Annotated in this window: 15 protein-coding genes; 4 read left to right on the top strand and 11 right to left on the bottom strand. The window is 74.4% G+C overall.

The window, feature by feature from the left end; all coding sequences use genetic code 11:
• The 4 genes from IEY96_RS32885 to IEY96_RS25335 all read right to left on the bottom strand — a co-directional run.
• Window positions 1–1,087 (bottom strand): AAA family ATPase (locus IEY96_RS32885; RefSeq protein WP_229791885.1); only part of this gene is annotated, 1,087 nt, incomplete at its 3' end.
• Between the two features lie 40 nt (window positions 1,088–1,127).
• Window positions 1,128–1,511: a hypothetical protein gene (locus IEY96_RS25345; RefSeq protein ID WP_229791884.1), complete on the bottom strand. Its 384-nt coding sequence runs from the start codon at window positions 1,509–1,511 to the stop codon at window positions 1,128–1,130.
• Window positions 1,512–1,591: 80 nt separating this feature from the next.
• A complete protein-coding gene (locus IEY96_RS25340) occupies window positions 1,592–2,491 on the bottom strand; it encodes an alpha/beta hydrolase family protein (protein WP_189197320.1) in 900 nt (299 codons plus the stop codon).
• Between the two features lie 132 nt (window positions 2,492–2,623).
• Window positions 2,624–2,887: a hypothetical protein gene (locus IEY96_RS25335; protein WP_229791883.1), complete on the bottom strand. Its 264-nt coding sequence runs from the start codon at window positions 2,885–2,887 to the stop codon at window positions 2,624–2,626.
• A 135-nt stretch (window positions 2,888–3,022) separates the two neighbouring features.
• Here IEY96_RS25335 and IEY96_RS25330 point away from each other — a divergent pair, with 135 nt between their 5' ends.
• Both IEY96_RS25330 and IEY96_RS25325 read left to right on the top strand, forming a co-directional pair.
• Window positions 3,023–4,333 (top strand): aminotransferase class V-fold PLP-dependent enzyme, encoded by a 1,311-nt coding sequence (locus IEY96_RS25330; protein WP_229791882.1) that lies wholly within the window; start codon window positions 3,023–3,025, stop codon window positions 4,331–4,333.
• Window positions 4,334–4,419: 86 nt separating this feature from the next.
• A complete protein-coding gene (locus tag IEY96_RS25325; protein WP_189197318.1) occupies window positions 4,420–5,046 on the top strand; it encodes a hypothetical protein in 627 nt (208 codons plus the stop codon).
• A 7-nt stretch (window positions 5,047–5,053) separates the two neighbouring features.
• Here the strand turns inward: IEY96_RS25325 and IEY96_RS25320 are convergent, their stop codons facing one another.
• From IEY96_RS25320 to IEY96_RS25300, 5 genes are all read right to left on the bottom strand, one after another.
• On the bottom strand, window positions 5,054–6,217 hold the full coding sequence (locus tag IEY96_RS25320) for a glycoside hydrolase family 26 protein (RefSeq protein WP_189197317.1): 1,164 nt from the start codon (window positions 6,215–6,217) through the stop codon (window positions 5,054–5,056).
• 72 nt (window positions 6,218–6,289) lie between these two features.
• Entirely contained in the window at window positions 6,290–7,402 is a 1,113-nt protein-coding gene (locus IEY96_RS25315) for a glycoside hydrolase family 26 protein (RefSeq protein ID WP_189197316.1), read from the bottom strand.
• Complete coding sequence (locus IEY96_RS25310; RefSeq protein ID WP_189197315.1) at window positions 7,399–8,511, bottom strand: glycoside hydrolase family 26 protein; 1,113 nt, start codon at window positions 8,509–8,511, stop codon at window positions 7,399–7,401. Before IEY96_RS25310 ends, IEY96_RS25315 begins: the two co-directional genes overlap by 4 nt.
• Entirely contained in the window at window positions 8,508–10,340 is a 1,833-nt protein-coding gene (locus IEY96_RS25305) for a glycosyltransferase family 2 protein (RefSeq protein WP_229791881.1), read from the bottom strand. Before IEY96_RS25305 ends, IEY96_RS25310 begins: the two co-directional genes overlap by 4 nt.
• 149 nt (window positions 10,341–10,489) lie before the next feature.
• Window positions 10,490–11,962 (bottom strand): glycosyltransferase family protein, encoded by a 1,473-nt coding sequence (locus IEY96_RS25300; protein WP_189197313.1) that lies wholly within the window; start codon window positions 11,960–11,962, stop codon window positions 10,490–10,492.
• A 357-nt stretch (window positions 11,963–12,319) separates the two neighbouring features.
• On the opposite strand from IEY96_RS25300, the gene IEY96_RS25295 reads away from it, so the two are divergent.
• Window positions 12,320–13,345 carry a tetratricopeptide repeat protein gene (locus tag IEY96_RS25295; protein ID WP_189197312.1) on the top strand — a complete coding sequence of 342 codons (1,026 nt, stop codon included), beginning with the start codon at window positions 12,320–12,322 and terminating at the stop codon, window positions 13,343–13,345.
• A gap of 4 nt (window positions 13,346–13,349) precedes the next feature.
• On the opposite strand, the gene IEY96_RS25290 is transcribed toward IEY96_RS25295, so the two are convergent.
• Together IEY96_RS25290 and IEY96_RS25285 are read right to left on the bottom strand one after the other, a co-directional pair.
• Window positions 13,350–14,297: a hypothetical protein gene (locus tag IEY96_RS25290; protein WP_189197311.1), complete on the bottom strand. Its 948-nt coding sequence runs from the start codon at window positions 14,295–14,297 to the stop codon at window positions 13,350–13,352.
• The gene (locus IEY96_RS25285; RefSeq protein WP_189197310.1) at window positions 14,294–14,674 is read right to left on the bottom strand and encodes a hypothetical protein; all 381 of its coding nucleotides are present in this window, start codon (window positions 14,672–14,674) and stop codon (window positions 14,294–14,296) included. The genes IEY96_RS25290 and IEY96_RS25285 overlap by 4 nt, the downstream gene beginning before the upstream one ends.
• Window positions 14,675–14,842: 168 nt before the next feature.
• On the opposite strand from IEY96_RS25285, the gene IEY96_RS25280 reads away from it, so the two are divergent.
• On the top strand, window positions 14,843–17,076 hold a 2,234-nt coding region (locus IEY96_RS25280; RefSeq protein ID WP_189197309.1), incomplete at its 3' end, for a hypothetical protein.

Here is a 17,076-nt window from a genome sequence, read left to right as displayed (position 1 = left end):
CCGCCGCCTCCAACTCGGCCGCCAGTACCGGGTCGGGGCCGTCGGCGGCGGCGGCGCGGTGCAGGGCCCGGCGCAGCGGCCGGCCGTCCAGCGCCCGGGCCAGCAGCAGGTGGGCCGCCCGCCGGTCGGCCAACGGCGCCACGACCTCAATCATGGTCCGGGTCAGTGGGCGCGGGAAGGTCACGCCCGCCGGGCCGGCGCGCAGCAGGCCGGCGGCCTCGGCCGCCGCGAGCGCCTCGACGGCCAGTCCGGCGGCCCGCGCGGCCCGGGCCAGGGTGGCCGGGTCCCCGTCGGGGTCGAGCGCGGCGAGCAGCAGCACCCGCCGGGTGTCCGGGGGGAGCCGGTCGAGTGAGGCCCGGTAGGCGGCGCCGAGCGCCCCGTCGGCCGGCGGAGTGGCGGGCAGCGGCTCCTCCCCGTCCCACTGCCCGGGGGTGAGCGCGCCGGCGAGGTCGACCAGCGCCTGCGGGTTGCCGCAGCTGACCGTCGCCAGTTCGGCGGCCACCGTGGCCGGCGGTGGGGTGGGCCGCCGGTCGGCGAGCAGCGCGCGGCACTGTTGCTCGTCGAGCGGGGAGAGCCGGTGGGTCGGGATGCCGTCGGCCGCCGCCGCGCTGCCCGCGGTGAGCAGGAGGGCGACCGGCAGCCGGTGCAGCCGGCGGGCCACGACGGCGAGCGTCTCGGCGGTCTCCGGGTCGCCGGCGTCGATGTCGTCCACCGTGCACAGCAGTGGACGGTCGCGGGCCGCGGCGGCCAGCAGGGCGAGCACGGCGGTGGCGAGGGCCAGCCGCCGGGCGGCCGGGCAGCCGCCGCCGGCCAGCGCGCGCCGCAGCAGACGCCGCTGCGGGTCGGGCAGCGCGCCCGCCCGGTCGAGCACCGGATCGAGGAGGCGTTGCAGGCCCGCGTACGGCAGGGTCGCCTCGTCGGGCAGCCCGGCGCCCGCGAGGACAGCCCGCTCCCCGGCGTGCCGCCGGGCGTACGCCAGCAGCGCGCTGCGGCCGGAACCGGGCTCGCCGTGGAGGAGCAGCGCGCCGCCGGCCGCCCCGTCGAGCAGGCGGCGGACCGCCCGGCACTCGTCGTCCCGACCGTGCAAAGCTATTTGCACTCTGAATGCACTAACCATGCATTCAGTTTCACCTATCGGCAACCTCTCGGAAAAGAGGTGGCCCGGCGGGATCCGCCAGCAGCGCCGACACGGTGCGCGCCATCACCGCGCGGGCCGGACCCACGCCGAGCCCCAGGCCGTCACGCAGCATGGACCGGGCCGCCCACATGCTGGCCGCCACCATGGCGTGCACCAGCTGCTCCCGTCCCGGACCGGCCCGGTCCAGCTCGGCGGCGAAGAGCCGCTCGACCTCGTCGCGGACCCGGTCGACGTGCTTGCGGCGGTTGCGGTGCAACTGCGGGGAGAGCGGCTCGCGCAGCTGCGCCGCCCGGGCGGACGGGGCGATGAGGTGCAGCAGCCGGGCCCGCTGCCGACAGTAGGCGTCGACCCGCTCCCCCAGCGGCAGCCCCATCCCGTCCGCCTCCTTTGTGCATGCCGAGTGTAGACAGGCCGGTGGGGCGGCCGCCGTGGCGACCGCCCCGGGTGCGCGGCTCAGGAACTGGGGCAGGTGTTGCGGTACTCCTCGATGGCGAGCCCGCTCGGGCCCGGGCAGAGGAACTGCTCGTACCGGGTGTCGTTGTCCACGAACCGCTTCAGCCAGGCCACCATCTGCTTGGCGGTCGGCGTGTTCACCGACTGCGGGAAGAAGTGGCTCGCCCCGTTCAACTCCAGGTACGCCTTCTCGGACGAGGCCGGGATGCTGTTGTAGAACGGCTCCGAGTGGGTGGCGACCGGGGCGACGGTGTCGCTCTCGCCACCGACGATGAGCGTCGGCACCGTGACCCCGGACCAGGTCTTGTCCAGGTTCCAGGGAGCGAGCGGGACGGCGGCCTGCAGCGACGGCCGGGCCGCGGCGGCCTCCAGGGTGCCGCCACCGCCCATCGAGTGCCCGGCCACGGCGAGCCGGCTGGCGTCGATCCGGCCGCGGACGGCGCTGCGCTGGACCAGGTAGTCCAGCGCGGCCAGGAGTTGGCGCCCGCGGCTGTCCGGCTGGTCGAGCAGCGTGTTGGTCTCGATGCCGATGACCACGAAGCCGTGTGAGGCGATCCGCGGACCGAGCCAGCTGAGGCTCGACCAGGTGGCCGTGTAGCCGGGCGAGATGGCGATGGCGCCGAAGGTGCCCTCGCTGGTGCTGGTCGGGTAGTAGACGACCCCGCCGCCGAAGCCGGTGACACTGAGCGCGGAGACGCTGTAGGACGTGGTGGCGAAGGGGCCGCGGCTGGCCTCCAGGATGGCGTTGGTCGGCGCGGGGCCGCGCTCGTAGGGGTTGTCGGCGGCCTGCGCGCCGGCCGGGACGGCCGCGGCGCCGCCGAGGGCCAGGACGGCCGCCACGGCGAGTCGGGCCAGGGTCTTGACGGGGGCAGGGGGACGGGTGGTGGTGGCTGATCGCACGTCGGTTGCTCCTTGTCGGGTCGGAGATCCATCGACATGCGTCAGTATTGAGAGCACCACCCGTCACCCGCATCGGCGAAATCACCGGTCGTCGCGCCCGGCGACGGGCCCCGACGCCGGCGGTGGCCCACCTCATCGACGACGAGGACCCGGCCGCGCCGGCACCGTCAGCCGGACCCGCTCCTCCTCGGGGCGCTCGTCGATGTCGTCGAGCTGCGCCAGGATCGTGGCGCGCAGCTCGTCGTAGTCGCGGAAGTAGTGGTCGTGGAACAGGGTGTAGCCGGTCCACATGAGGTTGGCGCACACCCGCGGCGGCACCTTGCCGGTCGCCGCTCCCATGCCGACCAGCGCGATCGACCGGATGCTGCCCGGCTCCCGCTCGTTCTGCGCGTGCACGGCCTGGAACGCCGCGGCGCACGGCCGTCGCCCACGTCGCCGGGCTGCTGCCCGGACTCGACTGGCACGTCGAGCAGCCTGGTGGCCTGAGCGGTCGGTGACCTGGTCGTGACATGGACAGTGGACGATGGGCGGATGCAGCTCACCCGACGGAACCTGCTCGGCGTGACCGCGGCGGCCGGCGTGACCGGCCTGGCCACCGGCTGCGAGCCGGAGCGGCGAGAGGCGGCCGGGCCGGCGGCGAGCGCCGTACCGGCCCTGGACCCGGCGAACTGGGACAGCGTGCGGGCCCAGTTCGCGCTCGACCGCAGCAGGGCGCACCTGGCCACGTTCGTCTTCGCGCCCCACCCCGCCCCGGTGCGCGCCGCCGTCGCCGCGCACCGGGACGGGCTCGACCGGGACGCCATGGGCTACCTGGCCGCCAACGAGGAACGCCTCGACGGCGCGGTGCTCGGGGCGGCGGCCCGCCACCTCGACACCCGCCCCGACCAGATCGCGCTGACCGACTCCACCACCATGGGCCTCGGGCTGGTCTACACGGCGGTCCGGCTGCGGCCGGGCGACGAGGTGCTCACCACCGAGCACGACTTCTACGCCACCCACGAGTCGTTGCGGTTGCGCGCCGAGCGGGACGGGGTGACGGTCCGCCGGGTGCGCCTCTACCGCGACCCGGCGGTGACCACCGTCGACGAGATGGTCGGCAATATCGCGGCGGCGGTCTCCGCCCGCACCCGGGTGGTCGCGCTGACCTGGGTGCACTCCAGCACCGGCGTGAAGCTGCCGGTCCGGCGCCTGGCCGAGGCGGTCCGCGCGCGCAGCCCCGAGGCGCTGGTCTGCGTCGACGGGGTGCACGGCTTCGCCGCCGACGCGGCGACCCCGGAGCAGCTCGGCTGCGACGTGCTGGTCTCGGGCTGCCACAAGTGGCTGCTGGGGCCGCGGGGCACCGGGCTGGTGTGGGGCAGCACCCGGGCGTGGAGCCGGATGACCCCGGTCATCCCGACCTTCGACCGGCGCAGCATCGGCCGCTGGCTGTTCGCCGGCACGGGCGGGCAGCCCACGCCGCCGGGGCCCGCGCACACGCCGGGCGGCTACCACAGCTTCGAGCATCGGTGGGCGCTCGCCGACGCGTTCGAGTTCCATCGGCGGATCGGTCCGGACCGGGTCGCCGCCCGCAACCGGGAACTGGCCGACCGGCTGAAGGAGGGCCTGGCCGGCATCCGCGGCATCCGGCTGGTCACCCCGCGGTCGGCCGAACTCTCCGCCGGGGTGGTCTGCTGCCAGGTGCCCGACATCCCGGTGGGTGAGGCGGTGGGCCGGGTGTACGCCGCCGGCGTGATCGCCAGCAGCACCCCGTACAACCCGTCCTACCTGCGGTTCGGCGCCACCATCGCGAACAGCGAGGCGGACGTCGACGCGGCGCTGAAGGCGGTACGCGGGCTGGTGTGAGCCCGATCCGTCGCGGCCCGCAGGTGTGCCGTCGCCCGTTCCGGGAATGGCACGCCGGCGGACCGGCGACGGGCGACGGAGGTCAGGTGGGCAAGGGGAGGCAGGAACCGGGCGAGCCGCGGGCGGGAACCGTCGGTCCCCCGTACGCGGCGGAGGAGGGCGACCGGCGGCAGCCCGCCGGCGTGCACCACAGCGCCCCGGCGATGTCCGACCCCGACGTGGTCCTCCAGATCCCCCACCTCGAGGTGGACGACATCTGCGTCGAGGCCGGCGACCTGGACGCCCACCTGTCCCTGCGTGCCCGGTTGGGCGGCCTGCTCCAGGTGGACGTCGGGGTGCAGGCCCGGCTCGGCACGGCCCGGGTCGACATCCGGGGCGTGACGACGGAGGCGATGCTGGAGGTCCGGCTCGACGAGCTGAACGGCATCCTCGACCGCGCCCTGGCCACCGTCGACGGCAACCCGCAGGTCGTCGAGACGCGGACCGTCGACACCACGGTCGACCGGACGGGCCGGACCGCGCAGCGGGGGCCGGGTCCCCAGGGACCGCCACCCCGGACGCTCCAGCCGGCCGACGCCGCGGGCGGGGCGGCCGTTTCGGGGCGTACGGCGTGGCGGCGGTTGCGGAAGCTCGCCGGGGGCGGCCGGCCGCTGCGGCGCGTCGCGGCCCGGCTGCGCCCCGACCCGAAACCGGGGCCGGAACGCGAGGGGTGACCCCGCGCTACTCCTCCAGGTCGGTACGCGGGATCAGGTCCGGTGACCAGCGGACGTCGTAGCGCGGGCCGGCGACCGACTCGGCGAAGGCGGCCCCCGCGGCGGGCGAGGCGGCGATCCGCCAGTCCAGTTCCTTGTCGACCTCGAACCAGATGAGCCCGATGACGTCCCGGTGTTTCGGCAGCGCCCGGAAGGTCTCCCGGATCCACTGGGCCTTGTGCCCGCGGCCGTCGGAGGCGCCGGTCTCGGTGACGACCAGCGGTCGCCGGCTGAAGGTGCGGATCTCCGCGATGGTGGGGCCGAAGATGGCGTCGAAGGTCGAGTAGGCCGACCACTTCCCGGTGCCGTAGTAGCCGGTGGCGCCCACCCAGTCGACGTAGTCGTCGCCGGGGTAGAGCTCGGCGAGGTTCCCGGTCGTCTTGCTCCACCGGGCGTTCGGGCTCCACACCCAGATGACGTTGGTGGCCCCCGCCCGCTCGAAGAGGTCGTGCACGTGCCGCCACGCCTTGACGTACTCGCCGGGCCGGTTGCCGTTGGCCCTCTCGCACCACGGGTACCAGTCGCCGTTCATCTCGTGGGCGAACCGGATGGCGACCGGGTAGCCGAGCGATTTCACGCCCTCGGCCCAGGAGCGCAGGTAGCTGTCGAAGTCGCCGTCCACGATCCGTGACAGCCGGTAGCCCGGCTGGGTGGACCGCAGCCGGTCGATCTGGCGGGCGGTCAGCTTCTTCTGCTTCCGGGCCGCCAGATCCACGTGGTGGTTCCAGGGTTCCCAGCCCAGCATGGGCAGCATGCCGCGGTCCTTGATCCGGTCGAAGAGCACCCGGTCGAACCTGCCGGACTCCCAGTCCACGCCGAAGAGCATCACCTGCGGCTCGCGCCGCGCGGCCGCGGCGAAGCCGTCCACCGCCGCGAAGTCGTACGGACCCTTGTCGGTCATTACGCCGAAGAATGCCTTGCCGGCGGGCGGGAAGAGTTCCGCGGCCGGTTGGAATGGGGGGCCGTCGGCACCGGCCGGCACCACGGCGCCCGATTCGGCTCTCGCCGGCGGGTCGGACGTGGCGCCCTTCCCGCCCCCGCTCGTGGTGACCGGCGCCAGGGCCAAGGCGTAGACCAGCAACAGCGCGGCGATCACCGCCATGAGGACCCTCGGCCTGGTCAGCCGTATCACGTCACAACCTTCTCCACCGCTACGTCCGCGTTTGGGCAAGTTTATATCGGTTGAGGGGTCATGTCCGGAGAGCTAGTTCTCCAGCCTGGTACGCGCGAGCATGTCGGGCGACCAGCCGAACCGGTAGCGAGGGTCGGCGACCGCCGTGGCGAAGGCCTGCGCCACGGCCGGGGAACTGACGATGCGCCAGTCCAGTTCCTTGTCCACCTCGAACCAGATCAGCCCGATGACGAACGGGTACCGGGGCAGGGCCTCGAACGCCTCCGTGATCCATTCGGCCTTTCGCCCCGTGACGTCGGAGGCGCCGGTCTCGGTGATGACCAACGGCTTCCTGCTGAACTCGCGGATCTCGGTGAAGGTGGGGCCGAAGATCTCGTCGAAGGACCGGTAGTCCGAGTGGAACCCGATGCCGTAGTAGCCCGAGAGGCCGACCCAGTCGACGTAGTCGTCGCCCGGGTAGAACCGGGAGAGTTTCGGCATCGAGTCGTCCCATCGGGCATTCGGGCTCCACACCCAGGTCACGTTGGTGGCCCCGGCCGCCCGGAACGTCTCGCGTACGTGGCGCCACGCGCTGACGTACTCCCCCGGCCGATTGCCGTTGCTCGCCTCGGACCACGGATACCAGTCGCCGTTCATCTCATGCGCGAACCGGATGGCCACCGGGTAGCCGAGTGATTTGATCCCTTCCGCCCAGGACCGCAGGTAGGGGTCGAAGTCCCCGCCCGCGATGCGGGACAACCGGTAGGTGGGCTGGTTCGACCGGATCCGGTCGATCTCCCGGACCGGCAGGCCCTTCCTGCGGGCCGCTTCGTCCACCGTGTTGTCCCATGGTTCCCAGGCCAGCAGCGGCAGCATTCCGCGGCCGCGGATCCGGTCGAACCGCGTCCGGTCGAACCGGTCGGAGCCCCACCACGAGCTGAACATCATCACCTGCGGCTTGTGCTTCGCGGCCGCCTCGAACCGGTCCGCCGCCGCGAAGTCCTGCGGGCCCTCCTCGGTCATCACGCCGATGAACGCCTTGCCGTCCGGCGGGAAGAGTTCCGCAACCGGCTCGGCCTTCACCGGCCGGTCGGACCGGTCGTCCTCCCGGCCTCCGAACACGGTGGCCGGCGCCATGGCGACCGCGTAGGTCAACAGCGGCGCGCCGATCAGCACCATCAGGACCCGCGGAACGGTCACCCTCATCGGTCCTCCAGCTTCGTGCGCGGGAGCATGTCCGGCGACCAGGTGGCCTGGTAGCGAGGGGCGGCGACCGCCCGGGCGAAGGCCGTGGCCACGGCCGGGGAACTGACGATCCGCCAGTCGAGTTCCTTGTTCACCTCGAACCAGATCAGCCCGATGATGAACGGGTACCTGGGCAGGGTCGCGAAGGCCTCCGTGATCCATTCCGCCTTCCGCCCGATGTGGTCCGAACCCCCGGTCTCGGTGACGACCATCGGCTTCTCGCTGAAGGTGCGGATCTCGGTGATGGTCTTCTTGAAGACCTCGTCGAAGGACAGGTACGGCGCGAAGTCGTACTTACCGTAGTAGCCCGTGACGCCCACCCAGTCCACGTAGTCGTCACCCGGGTAGTAGGTGGAGATCGCGGGGGTCAGGTCGGTGTATCTGACGTTCGCGCTCCACACCCAGGTGACGTTCGTGGCCCCGGCCGCCCGGAACACGTCGTGCACGTGGCGCCAGGCCTTCACGTAGTCACCCGGCTGGTTGCCGTTGACCAGCTCGCACCACGGGTACCAGTAGCCGTTCATCTCGTGGGCGAAGCGGATGGCCACCGGGTAGCCGAGTGACCTGATCCCGTCCGCCCAGGACCGCACGTAGTTGTCGAACTCCCCGCCCGCTATGCGGGACAGCCGGTAGCTGGGCTGATCCGAGCGGACCGCGTCGATCTGCTGGGCGGTCAGCTTCTGCTGCCGAGCCCGTTCGTCCAGCCGGTAGTCCCAGGGTTCCCAGCCCAGCATCGGCATCATGCCGCGGTCCTTGATCCGGTCGAAGAGCGTCCGGTCGAACGTGGCGGACGCCCACCCCTCGCTGAAGAGCATGACCTGCGGCCGGTGCTTGGCGGCCGCCGTGAACCGGTCCACCGGCGTGAAGTCGTGGGGACCCTTGTCGGTCATGACACCGATGAACGTCTTGCCCGCGGGCGGGAAGGGTGCTCGAGGTCGGGGCGCCTCCGTCGCGGCCGTCACCGCCCCGACCCGGCCCTCGGAAGTCGTGGTGGGCGCCACGACGAAGGCGTACGTCAGCAGCAACGCGCCGGTCAGCACCAGCACGATCCGCGGAAGGGTCACTCTCATCGCATAACCTCCTCAGCCGCGACCCGTGACCTCGGCGGATGGACCTCCTCGGTCTCCGCGCGAGCGGGGGCGGGCACGACCATCTCGTCGTCCGGCTCGCCGGTGGCCCGCAGGTTCGACACGAGCGCTATCAGTGGCGGACCGAGACCGGTCAGAAGGGTCAGGACCGGCCACACCCGCAGCAGGGGTGAGCTGTTGTCCAGCACGAAGCTCGCGCCGAGCAGACCGGCGGAGACGCCCGCCCAGCAGAGGTGCAGCCGGAACGTGCGGAACGACTCGATGGTGCGCAGCTTCCCCTTGGCCGTCACCACGAACCCGAGTTTGCGGCGCAGCAGCGCGGTGAACCCGGCGGCCACGTAGATGGGCCCGGCGAACAGCGCCAGCGCCATGCCGACCAGGCCGATCTCCTCCCGTTCGTGCGGGGCGATGTTGAAGCGACGGAGCCAGAGCCACAGCACGAACCAGGTGCCGAAGGTCGAGCCCCAGAGCACCGACCACACGGTGACGTCGAGCTGCGCCGAACCCACGCCGGTGAGCAGGTACATCGCGGTGGCGAGGTTGCCCAGCAGCAGGCTGACCGCGACGCTCGGGTAGTAGAACTGGAGCAGGCGGTACTGCCAGCGGCGCCGGGACGGCAGCTCGCGCGGTGCGCGCAGTTCGGGCCGGACGAGGATCTCGCAGATCCCGGCCGCCCACCGCTTCTGCTGGTTGAAGTAGTCCGCCCACGAGGTCGGGCCCTCGCCGATGGCCACCACGTCGGGTGTGTAGACGCCCTTCCACTTGTTGCCCGTCTCCGGATTGGTCGCCGCGTGGATGCGGATGCTGGTCAGGTGGTCCTCGATGATGGAGTCCTGGTAGCCGCCGATGGTCCGCCAGGCCGCCGGCCGGTAGAGGTGGCCGGTGCCGGTGAGCAGCGGCGCGTCCAGCCCGTTGCCGCCGCGGGCGATGAGGCCGTTGTAGAGGTACTGCTGCACCGAGGCGCCGTGCGCGACGAAGTTCTGGTGCATGTTGCCGTACACCTGGGGGGTCACCACGAAGGCGACGTCCGGGTCGCGGAAGTAGCCGAGGGTGCGTTCGAGGAAGTTGGGCAGCGGTACGTGGTCCGGGTCGACGTTGGCCACCACGTCGTAGCGGTTCTCGTGCTCGGCCCGCCAGGCGTTGTGGTTCCCGGACTTGGTCCGGGCCCGGAACTCCCCGCCGGGCTGGTTGTACTCCGGCCGGCCCTTGCGGCTGAAGTGGTGGACGCCGAGCCGCGCGGCCATCTCCTTCACCGCCGGGTCGTCGCCCTCGTCGAGGATCCAGACGTCCACCTTGCCGCAGTAGACGAGTTGGCGCAGCCGGCCCAGCGTCCGCTCCGCGACGTCGAGGGGCTCCTTGCTCGGCACGATCGTGGTGAGCAGGGCCACCCGCAGGCCGACCGGCGGGTCCACCGGCACCGGGTCCCGGGCGTGGAACGCGAACACCCACACCACCACGTTCTGCGCCAGGCGGATCAACTCGACGCCGACGACCACGCAGAAGCCCAGCCGGGCCGCGACGGTCTCCCAGCCGCCGGCCCCGACCACGCCGGGGCCGGGCACGTGCTCGGGCAGCAGCAGCCAGCCGACGAACAGCAGCCCGGCCGCGCTGTTGACCAGCACGAGCAGGGTCAGCACCAGCCGCGCCGCGGGCGAGGCCACGTGCCGGAACTCCACCGCCGCCCCTGGGCGTCGCGGCGCGACCAGCGGCCCGGCGGTGGCGCCGCACCTGGCGTACGCCAGGCGGGCCCGGATGTTCAGCAGCCGGCGGTCCGGTCCCTTCCGCGCGGGCGGTCCGGTTGGGGCGATCACCGGCGAACGGTTGCCTGAGGTGCCCGGCGTGCCGGGCCGGGACGGGCGTGTATCGGCGGCGATGGCCACGTTTCCCCCATGGTGCTCTCGCCACGAACCCGACAGATGCTGATCCTGCGCGGGCAGTGGGCTGAACTGATGTTGATCGGTCAGAGGGCGGTGCGGTCGTCCACCAGGAGGGCCAGCGTGAACCCGGTCGGGTGCCAGACCTGCGCCACCTGGTATCCGGTCCTGAGCAGCTGCTCCGTCGCGCCACCGACGGGCGGCACGGGATCCGGGCGTTCGCCCGGGCGGATCACCCACAGCCGCCGGACGCCCCACAGGCACCCGGCACAGCCGTGCGGCGGCGCGGCGGCGAGCAGGTCCGTCGGCCGCCGGTCCGCGGGCAGGTAGCGGGCCACCAGGGTCCGCGCGTCCGCGTCGCCGTAGACCACGCCGTCGCCGGGCAGCCGCCGGGCGCCGACGATCTGGGCGACCTCGCGGGTGGCCTGCCCGTGCCCGTCCGGCGCGCGCAGGGCCGCCTGGGCCGGCGCGCCGATCAGGGCCAGCGCCGCCGGCACCGCCACCCACCAGCGGGCGCGCACCCGGGACAGCGCGGCCGCGGCCAGCGTCGCCCAGGCCGGCAGCGTGAAGAGCAGGCTCGACGGTGACCAGACCGGCGTCGCCTGCGCCACGAGCAGCAGGCCGAGCGGCGGCAACACCGCCCAGGCGGTGCAGACCGCGGCGGCGTGCCGCAGCGGGAGGCTGAACAATGCCAGCCCGAGCAGCACCGCACCCAGCGCGGCGACGCCGAACAACTCCTCGGGGGCCGCGGCGAGGGCCGACAGGTCGGGGCGGGCCGCGGGCGCGATCTGCCCGCCGGCGCGTACCCCGGACCAGAGCAGCGCGGCGGCGGGAAGCGTGCCGAGGGCCGCGGCGGCCAGCCACCGACCGGCCGCCCCGCGCCGGAGGGCGAGCACGACCCAGCCGTGCCCGACCAGCAGCAGGAGCGCCACGGCGTGGCACAGGCCCAGCAGGATCACGGCACCGGCGTACGGGGCGAGGCGGCGCAGGCTCGGCCGGTCCATGGCGGGCACCAGGAACCAGGTGGCGAGCACCGCGGCGAACAGCGCCAGCGCGTACGGCTGGGCCTCCTGCGCGTACCGGGTGACGCTCGGCAGCAGCGCGAAGATCACCCCGGCCAGGACCCCCGTGCCCGGCGTGAACATCCGGGTGGCCAGCGCGCCGACGAGCGCCGCGGCCGCCGTGACGGCCAGCAGGGACGGTACGCGCAGCGCGAGGTCGGAGGCGCCGAACGCCGCCGCCCAGGCGCGCATGAGCAGGTGGTACGGCACGAGCGTGACGTCGCCGCCGGGCAGCCCGTCCGGCCAGGGGGAGGTGGCGGCCCGCCAGGTCGCCAGCTCCGCCAGGCGCAGGCCGGGCGTGCCGGCGCCCACGAGGCCGAGCGCGCCGGCCAGCAGCGCCGGCAGCAGCCAGGCGGCGAGCCGCCACCGGGAGGTGTCGGCCGGTGGACGGTGCGCGCGGGCCCGGGACCCGACCAGGCGGTCCTCGCCCCAAGGGTCCTCGACCCGGATGTCCCCCGGCCCGATCCGGGGCAGAACCATGGTGTCCGCGTCCATCATCGTTGACTCACGCATTCCTGTGGGTGCCGGCGATCGAGGCCCAGCCCTCCCGGGGCGCGACGCCGGATCGGCGTGGGCGCGACGGGGCCGGCCGTGGGCGCGGCCGGCTCCGGGAGTCCCGGGTCGAGGACTGGATGACACCGAGGAGCCTAATGAGCCATCCTCGGCATAACGCCTATACGAGACAAAAGGCGCGAAAGGATGAATCCGGGCAGTAGTGCAGCGGCGGACGAGCGGCAGGGCCCGGAAGGAGGCGGCGCAGGCCGCCCGTCACCCACCGCCGGGGCATCCGTGCGGGTCCGCGCAGCCACCGGTTCCGGGGCTGCGCGGACCGGCCCCGGATGGAAGGATGACCCGGTGTCGTCGCTCGCTCTACCGCACGTGACCTTCCTCGGTGGACATCCGCGTCGCACGGGCGAGACAGCGGGGCTGACCGCCGTCCTCGACCGCTCCGGCATCGACCTGCGCCGGCCGATCCGCCGGTTCCTGCGACTTCCCTGGCCCGCCCTGCGCGGGCTGGACGTCCGCACCCCGGACCTGCTCACGATGGCGCTCCGATATGACGGCCTGCGCTCCGACGGCGCGTACGTCGACCTGCACCTGGACCAGGGGGTGTGCCGGCTGCACGTCCCCGGCGCGCCGGCAGCGGAGCTGCGGGAACGGCTCGCCGCGTGGGCGGCGGACGCGGCGGGGCCGGGCGAGCCGCTGCCGGGCACGCCCCCACCCCCGCCCCGGCAGGTGCGCGGCCCGGCCGGCGTGGCCCGGATGTCCCTCGACGTCTGGCGGGCCGCCGGCCTCGGCGCGGAGACCGTCCCCGACCGGGGCACCCTGGCGTACCGGCTCGCGGTGGCCGAGGACCATCGCCACTGCGGCCGGTTCGCCGAGGCAGTCGCCCTGCTCGAACCCCTGGCGGCCGGGGCGACGACCGCGTTCGGGCAGCTCGACGAGGACACCCTGACCGTCCGCAACGCGCTCGGTCAGACCTACCTGGCCGCCGGGCTGGTCGACGACGGGCTGGACGTGCTGCGGGAGGTGGTGGCCGCCGCCGAGCACCGGCAGGGCGCCGACGGCGACCTCACCCTCGTCATCCGGAACAACCTGGCGATCGGCTACCAGCAGGCCGGTCAGTACGTGCAGGCCATCGAGCTGCACGAACGCAACATCCGGCACAGCGAGCGCCGGCACGGGCGGCTGAGCCGGCAGACTGCCGGCCGGCGCAACAACCTGGCCGCCACCCTGGCGCTGGCCGGCTACCGGCGGCGGGCCATCGAGGGCTACTGGGAGGTCCTCGACGCGCTGTCGGACGGCGCCTACGACGACACCCTGGCGGTCACCGCCCGGCAGAACCTGGCCATCCTGCACAACCCGTCCTGGCGGCCGTGACCCGTCACGGGCGGGGCGACGGGCGGTCGGCCGAGCCGGCCCGGCGGGCGCGCGGGACCACGTCGTCCTTGCGGACGATCGCGGTGACCTGCTCGCCGATCTCGCGGGTGAGCCGGTCGGGACAGGGCAGTCCGAGCTGGAGCGCCAGGTCCCGGCCGTACAGGTCGACGGCGGCCTCGGCCAGGTCGGCGTACACCGCGACGGACAGGCGGGCGCGGTAGCGTGCGGTGAGCAGCGCCACCAGGCCGACGACCAGGGCCGGCCACCAGAACGCCCCGAGGACGGCGTACAGCAGGCCCCAGCCGACCAGCCGGGCCGCCGCCCCGCACCGGTCCTGTGCCGCCGCCAGTTCGCTCCGCGCCTCGTCCGGGAGGAGCAACCACAGGCGCGGCCACCCGCTCGCCAGGTCGATGCCGTAGCCGCGGTGTACCCGGACGTCCGTCGCGTGCAGCCGGTCGCCGACCCAGGTGGGGCGTGCCGGCTCCACGAGGCAGATCGCCGCCCGGCGGGCGATGGCCCGGCGCGTACGCTCGCGCAGCGCGGTGTCGCCGGTGTCCGCGAGCAGCGCGCGTTCCGCGGCCAGCACGGCGGCGTCCGCCCGCTCCCACCGACGGCGACGCCGGTCGGCGAGCCGGCGCAGCACCGGCCCGGACCCGGTCAGGCTCCACGTCCAGGCGACGAGCACGCCCACCGACTGGGCGACGAGCCCGGCCACCGCCGCGCCGAGCAGGAACGCGACCGCGTCGATCAGCAGGCTCGCTCCCGATCCGCCGGCCCGCCCGGCGGCCAGCCCGTCCCACCAGGCCGCCACGGCCCGCTGGTCCACGGCATGCCGGTGGCCCAGGACGGAGGCCAGCACCACCGCGGCGGCGAACAGCGCCCCCGGCAGCAGCAGCGCCGCCGTCCAGCGGGTCACCAGCTGCTTGCCCAGCTCGGCGACGAAGGCGTTCACAACGCGATCCGGCGTTGCCCGAACGGCGTGCCGGTCAGCCCGCACACCGGCCGGTCACCGTCGTCCGCGGGGACCGCCCGGGGACACGGCTGTGGGCTCGGACAGCTCCAGGCGACGACCGTCGGGTGGCCGCCCCCGCCGAGCCACGGCTCGAATCCGCGTACGCCGAGGGTCAGCCCGTCGATGCCGTGGCGGGCGAAGGCGTCGTCGAGCCGGTCGAGGTCCTCCGCCAGGCGCTGGTCCAGGCGGCCCTGGCCGACGGCGTCGGCGATCCGGTCGAGCACGTCGGCGACGCCGTAGCGCTCGGCATGCTCACGCAGTTGCTCCCCGGCCGCCTGGTGGCACAGCCGTCCGACGCGCTCCGCGACGAGTTCCAAGGCGAGTCCTCCGGCACGGTTGGCTTCCGCTGCCACAGTAGTGACCCGGGCAAGCCGGCACCGTCCTTCCGGGCGGGTGTCGGCCGGCTTCCGCGTACCGGCCGAGGCGGGCAGGATGGACACCCGGAGATCGTGGGCCGACGCCGGCGCAGCGGAATCGAGTAGGCGATGTCGAGACGGACCACCAGCGCCGCCGTACGGCGGGTCACGGCGGTGACCGCCGAGTACGAGCGCACCGCCGACCCGTCCGTCCTCACCGGACCGGAGCTGTCGTCCGACGCGCACCTGCTCGCCGCCGTGGCCGGCGACCGCGGCGCCGGTCGGTCGGCTGCGCGGGCGCTGGCCCGGCTCCACTGGTACCGCTACCTCGACCTGCCCGGGTTGGACGGCCTGCGGGAGCGCCGGGCGGCCGTCGCGCTGTTCCGGCAGGGGTGCCGCGACGACCCGGACGGGGTGCCCGAGCCGATCCGGGACGAGTACCGGGCGGGCGACCGGCCCGAGGCGCCGCGCCTGTCCGACGTCCTGCTCAGCCAGCAGCAGGCCGACCGGATCGAGGGGCTGCGGCAGCGGTACCGGGCCGGTTCCGGGAAGGTCCTGCGGATGCTCGTCACGCTGTACCGGGAATGGCTGCCGCACCTGGCCTGCGAGAGCGGCGATGCGATCGCCCTGCTCCGCGCCGCGCTGCTGACCGACCTGTCCGAGGCGCTGGCGACGCTGGCCGAGGAGGGTGGTGACGGCGGGACCTACGACGAGGCCCTGGAGGCCGCGACGCAGGCCCTGGGCGCCACCTCGGCGCGGGACCCGCACCGGCCGCACCGGCTGGTCCGCCGTGGCAGCCTGTTCGAACTCTACTTCGACCGGGGCGCCGGCCCGCGGGCCCTGGAACTGGCCGTCGGCGAGTACCGCCGGGCGGCGCAGCTCGGCTGGGGGCGGCACCCCGTCGATCCACGCGTGGCGGCCCGGCTCGGCGCGGCGCTGTGCCGACTGCACGAGATACCGGATCAGGCGTCGGTGGAGCTCCTGCTCGAGGCGACCGCGGCGTGGCGCGACGCGGTCCACACCACCGCACCGGACCACCCGGGGGCGGCGCCGGCCCTCCGACGCCTCAACACCGTCGTCAACCTGCTGGCCCGCGAGATCGGTCCCGACCTGGCCGGCACCATCGTCACGGCGGCCGACCAGCAGGCGGTGCTCGACGACCTGCTGTGGCAGGCCGAGGAACTGGCCGGACGGAGCGCGGTGGACGCCACGCCGCCGGCGCTGGCCGAGCGGTACGAGTCGGCCGTCGTGCTGGTCGCCGCGGTGCCCGGCTTCCATCCGGGGCGGCCGCGGGCCCTGCTCCTGCTGGGCGAGGCGGAGCTGGCCCGCTGGGAGCACGGCGGCGACCTGGCCGGCGCGGCGCGGGCGGCGAGCTGGGCACAGCTCGCCCTGGACGCCGCCGGGCCGGGGCATCCACTGCGGCGGCAGGCGCTCAACCTGCTGGCGGGCGCGGCCGCCCAGGCGGGGGTGCACGGGAAGGCCCCGGAACTGGTCGAGGTCGCCCTCTCCGCCGCGCGTGCGGCGCTGGACCTGACCGACGGGCAGCCGGACACGCGCCCGGAGCAGCTCGTGGTCCTCGCCGGCACCCTGGCCGACGCCGGCTGGCTGGCCGACGACCCGGAGCTGGTGGACGAGGCGCTGGGCTACCAGCGGGAGGCGTTGGCGCACACCCCCGTGGAGCACGAGTCGTACCCGCTGCGGTTGATGCGGCTCGCCGGCATGCTGTCCCGCCGGACGGCGCTGGCGCCCGACGACGCGCTGCTCAGCGAGGCCGTGGAGACCAGCCGTCGCGCCGCCGAGGCGCTGCCCCGCGACGACCCGCGCCGGGTCGGCTTCCTGTACAACCAGGCGAGCAGCCGGTCCCTGCTGGCGGTACGCCGGGCCGACGAGGCCGGCCTGGCGGCGGCCGAACGCACGTTCCGCGACGCGCTCGCCCTGCTCCCGCCGGAGCACCCGGACCAGCCCCGGATCGGCAGCTCGATCGCCGACACCCGGTACCAGCGGTACCGGCTCAGCGGGGACCTCGACGTGCTCGCCGACGCCGTGCGGCTGGCCCGGGAGGCGGTGGCGCAGACCCCGGCCGGGCACCACTGGTGGCCGGTACGGGCCGGGCTGCTCGCCCGGGCCGCGGCCGAGCTGGGCCGGTCGAGCAGTCCGGACGCCGACCGGGCGCGGCGCGAGGCGATCTCGACGTACGCCGCCATCGCCGCGTCGTCCGGGGTGGACTCGGCGACCCGGATCGACGCGGAACGCCGGCAGGCCGAGCTGGCGCGGGAGGCCGGCGACCCGGCGGCCCGACTGGCCGCGCTGGAGCGTGCGGTGCGGCAGCTGCCGGCCTCGGTCGACCGATCGTCGTCCGGACG

Origin of the sequence: Micromonospora fulviviridis, from assembly GCF_014648395.1 — a bacterium.
GTDB lineage: Bacteria > Actinomycetota > Actinomycetes > Mycobacteriales > Micromonosporaceae > Micromonospora > Micromonospora fulviviridis.
Note: the sequence above shows the minus strand (reverse complement) of the source record. Positions and strands in the feature narration are given on the sequence as shown.

Bases quoted from the DNA above. Each gene is read 5' to 3' on its own strand.
- IEY96_RS25300 (WP_189197313.1), bottom strand. From the start codon at position 11,962: ATGATGGACGCGGACACCATGGTTCTGCCCCGGATCGGGCCGGGGGAC.
- IEY96_RS25315 (WP_189197316.1), bottom strand. From the start codon at position 7,402: ATGAGGGTGACCGTTCCGCGGGTCCTGATGGTGCTGATCGGCGCGCCG.
- IEY96_RS25310 (WP_189197315.1), bottom strand. From the start codon at position 8,511: ATGAGAGTGACCCTTCCGCGGATCGTGCTGGTGCTGACCGGCGCGTTG.
- IEY96_RS25330 (WP_229791882.1), top strand. From the start codon at position 3,023: ATGCAGCTCACCCGACGGAACCTGCTCGGCGTGACCGCGGCGGCCGGC.
- IEY96_RS25345 (WP_229791884.1), bottom strand. From the start codon at position 1,511: ATGGGGCTGCCGCTGGGGGAGCGGGTCGACGCCTACTGTCGGCAGCGG.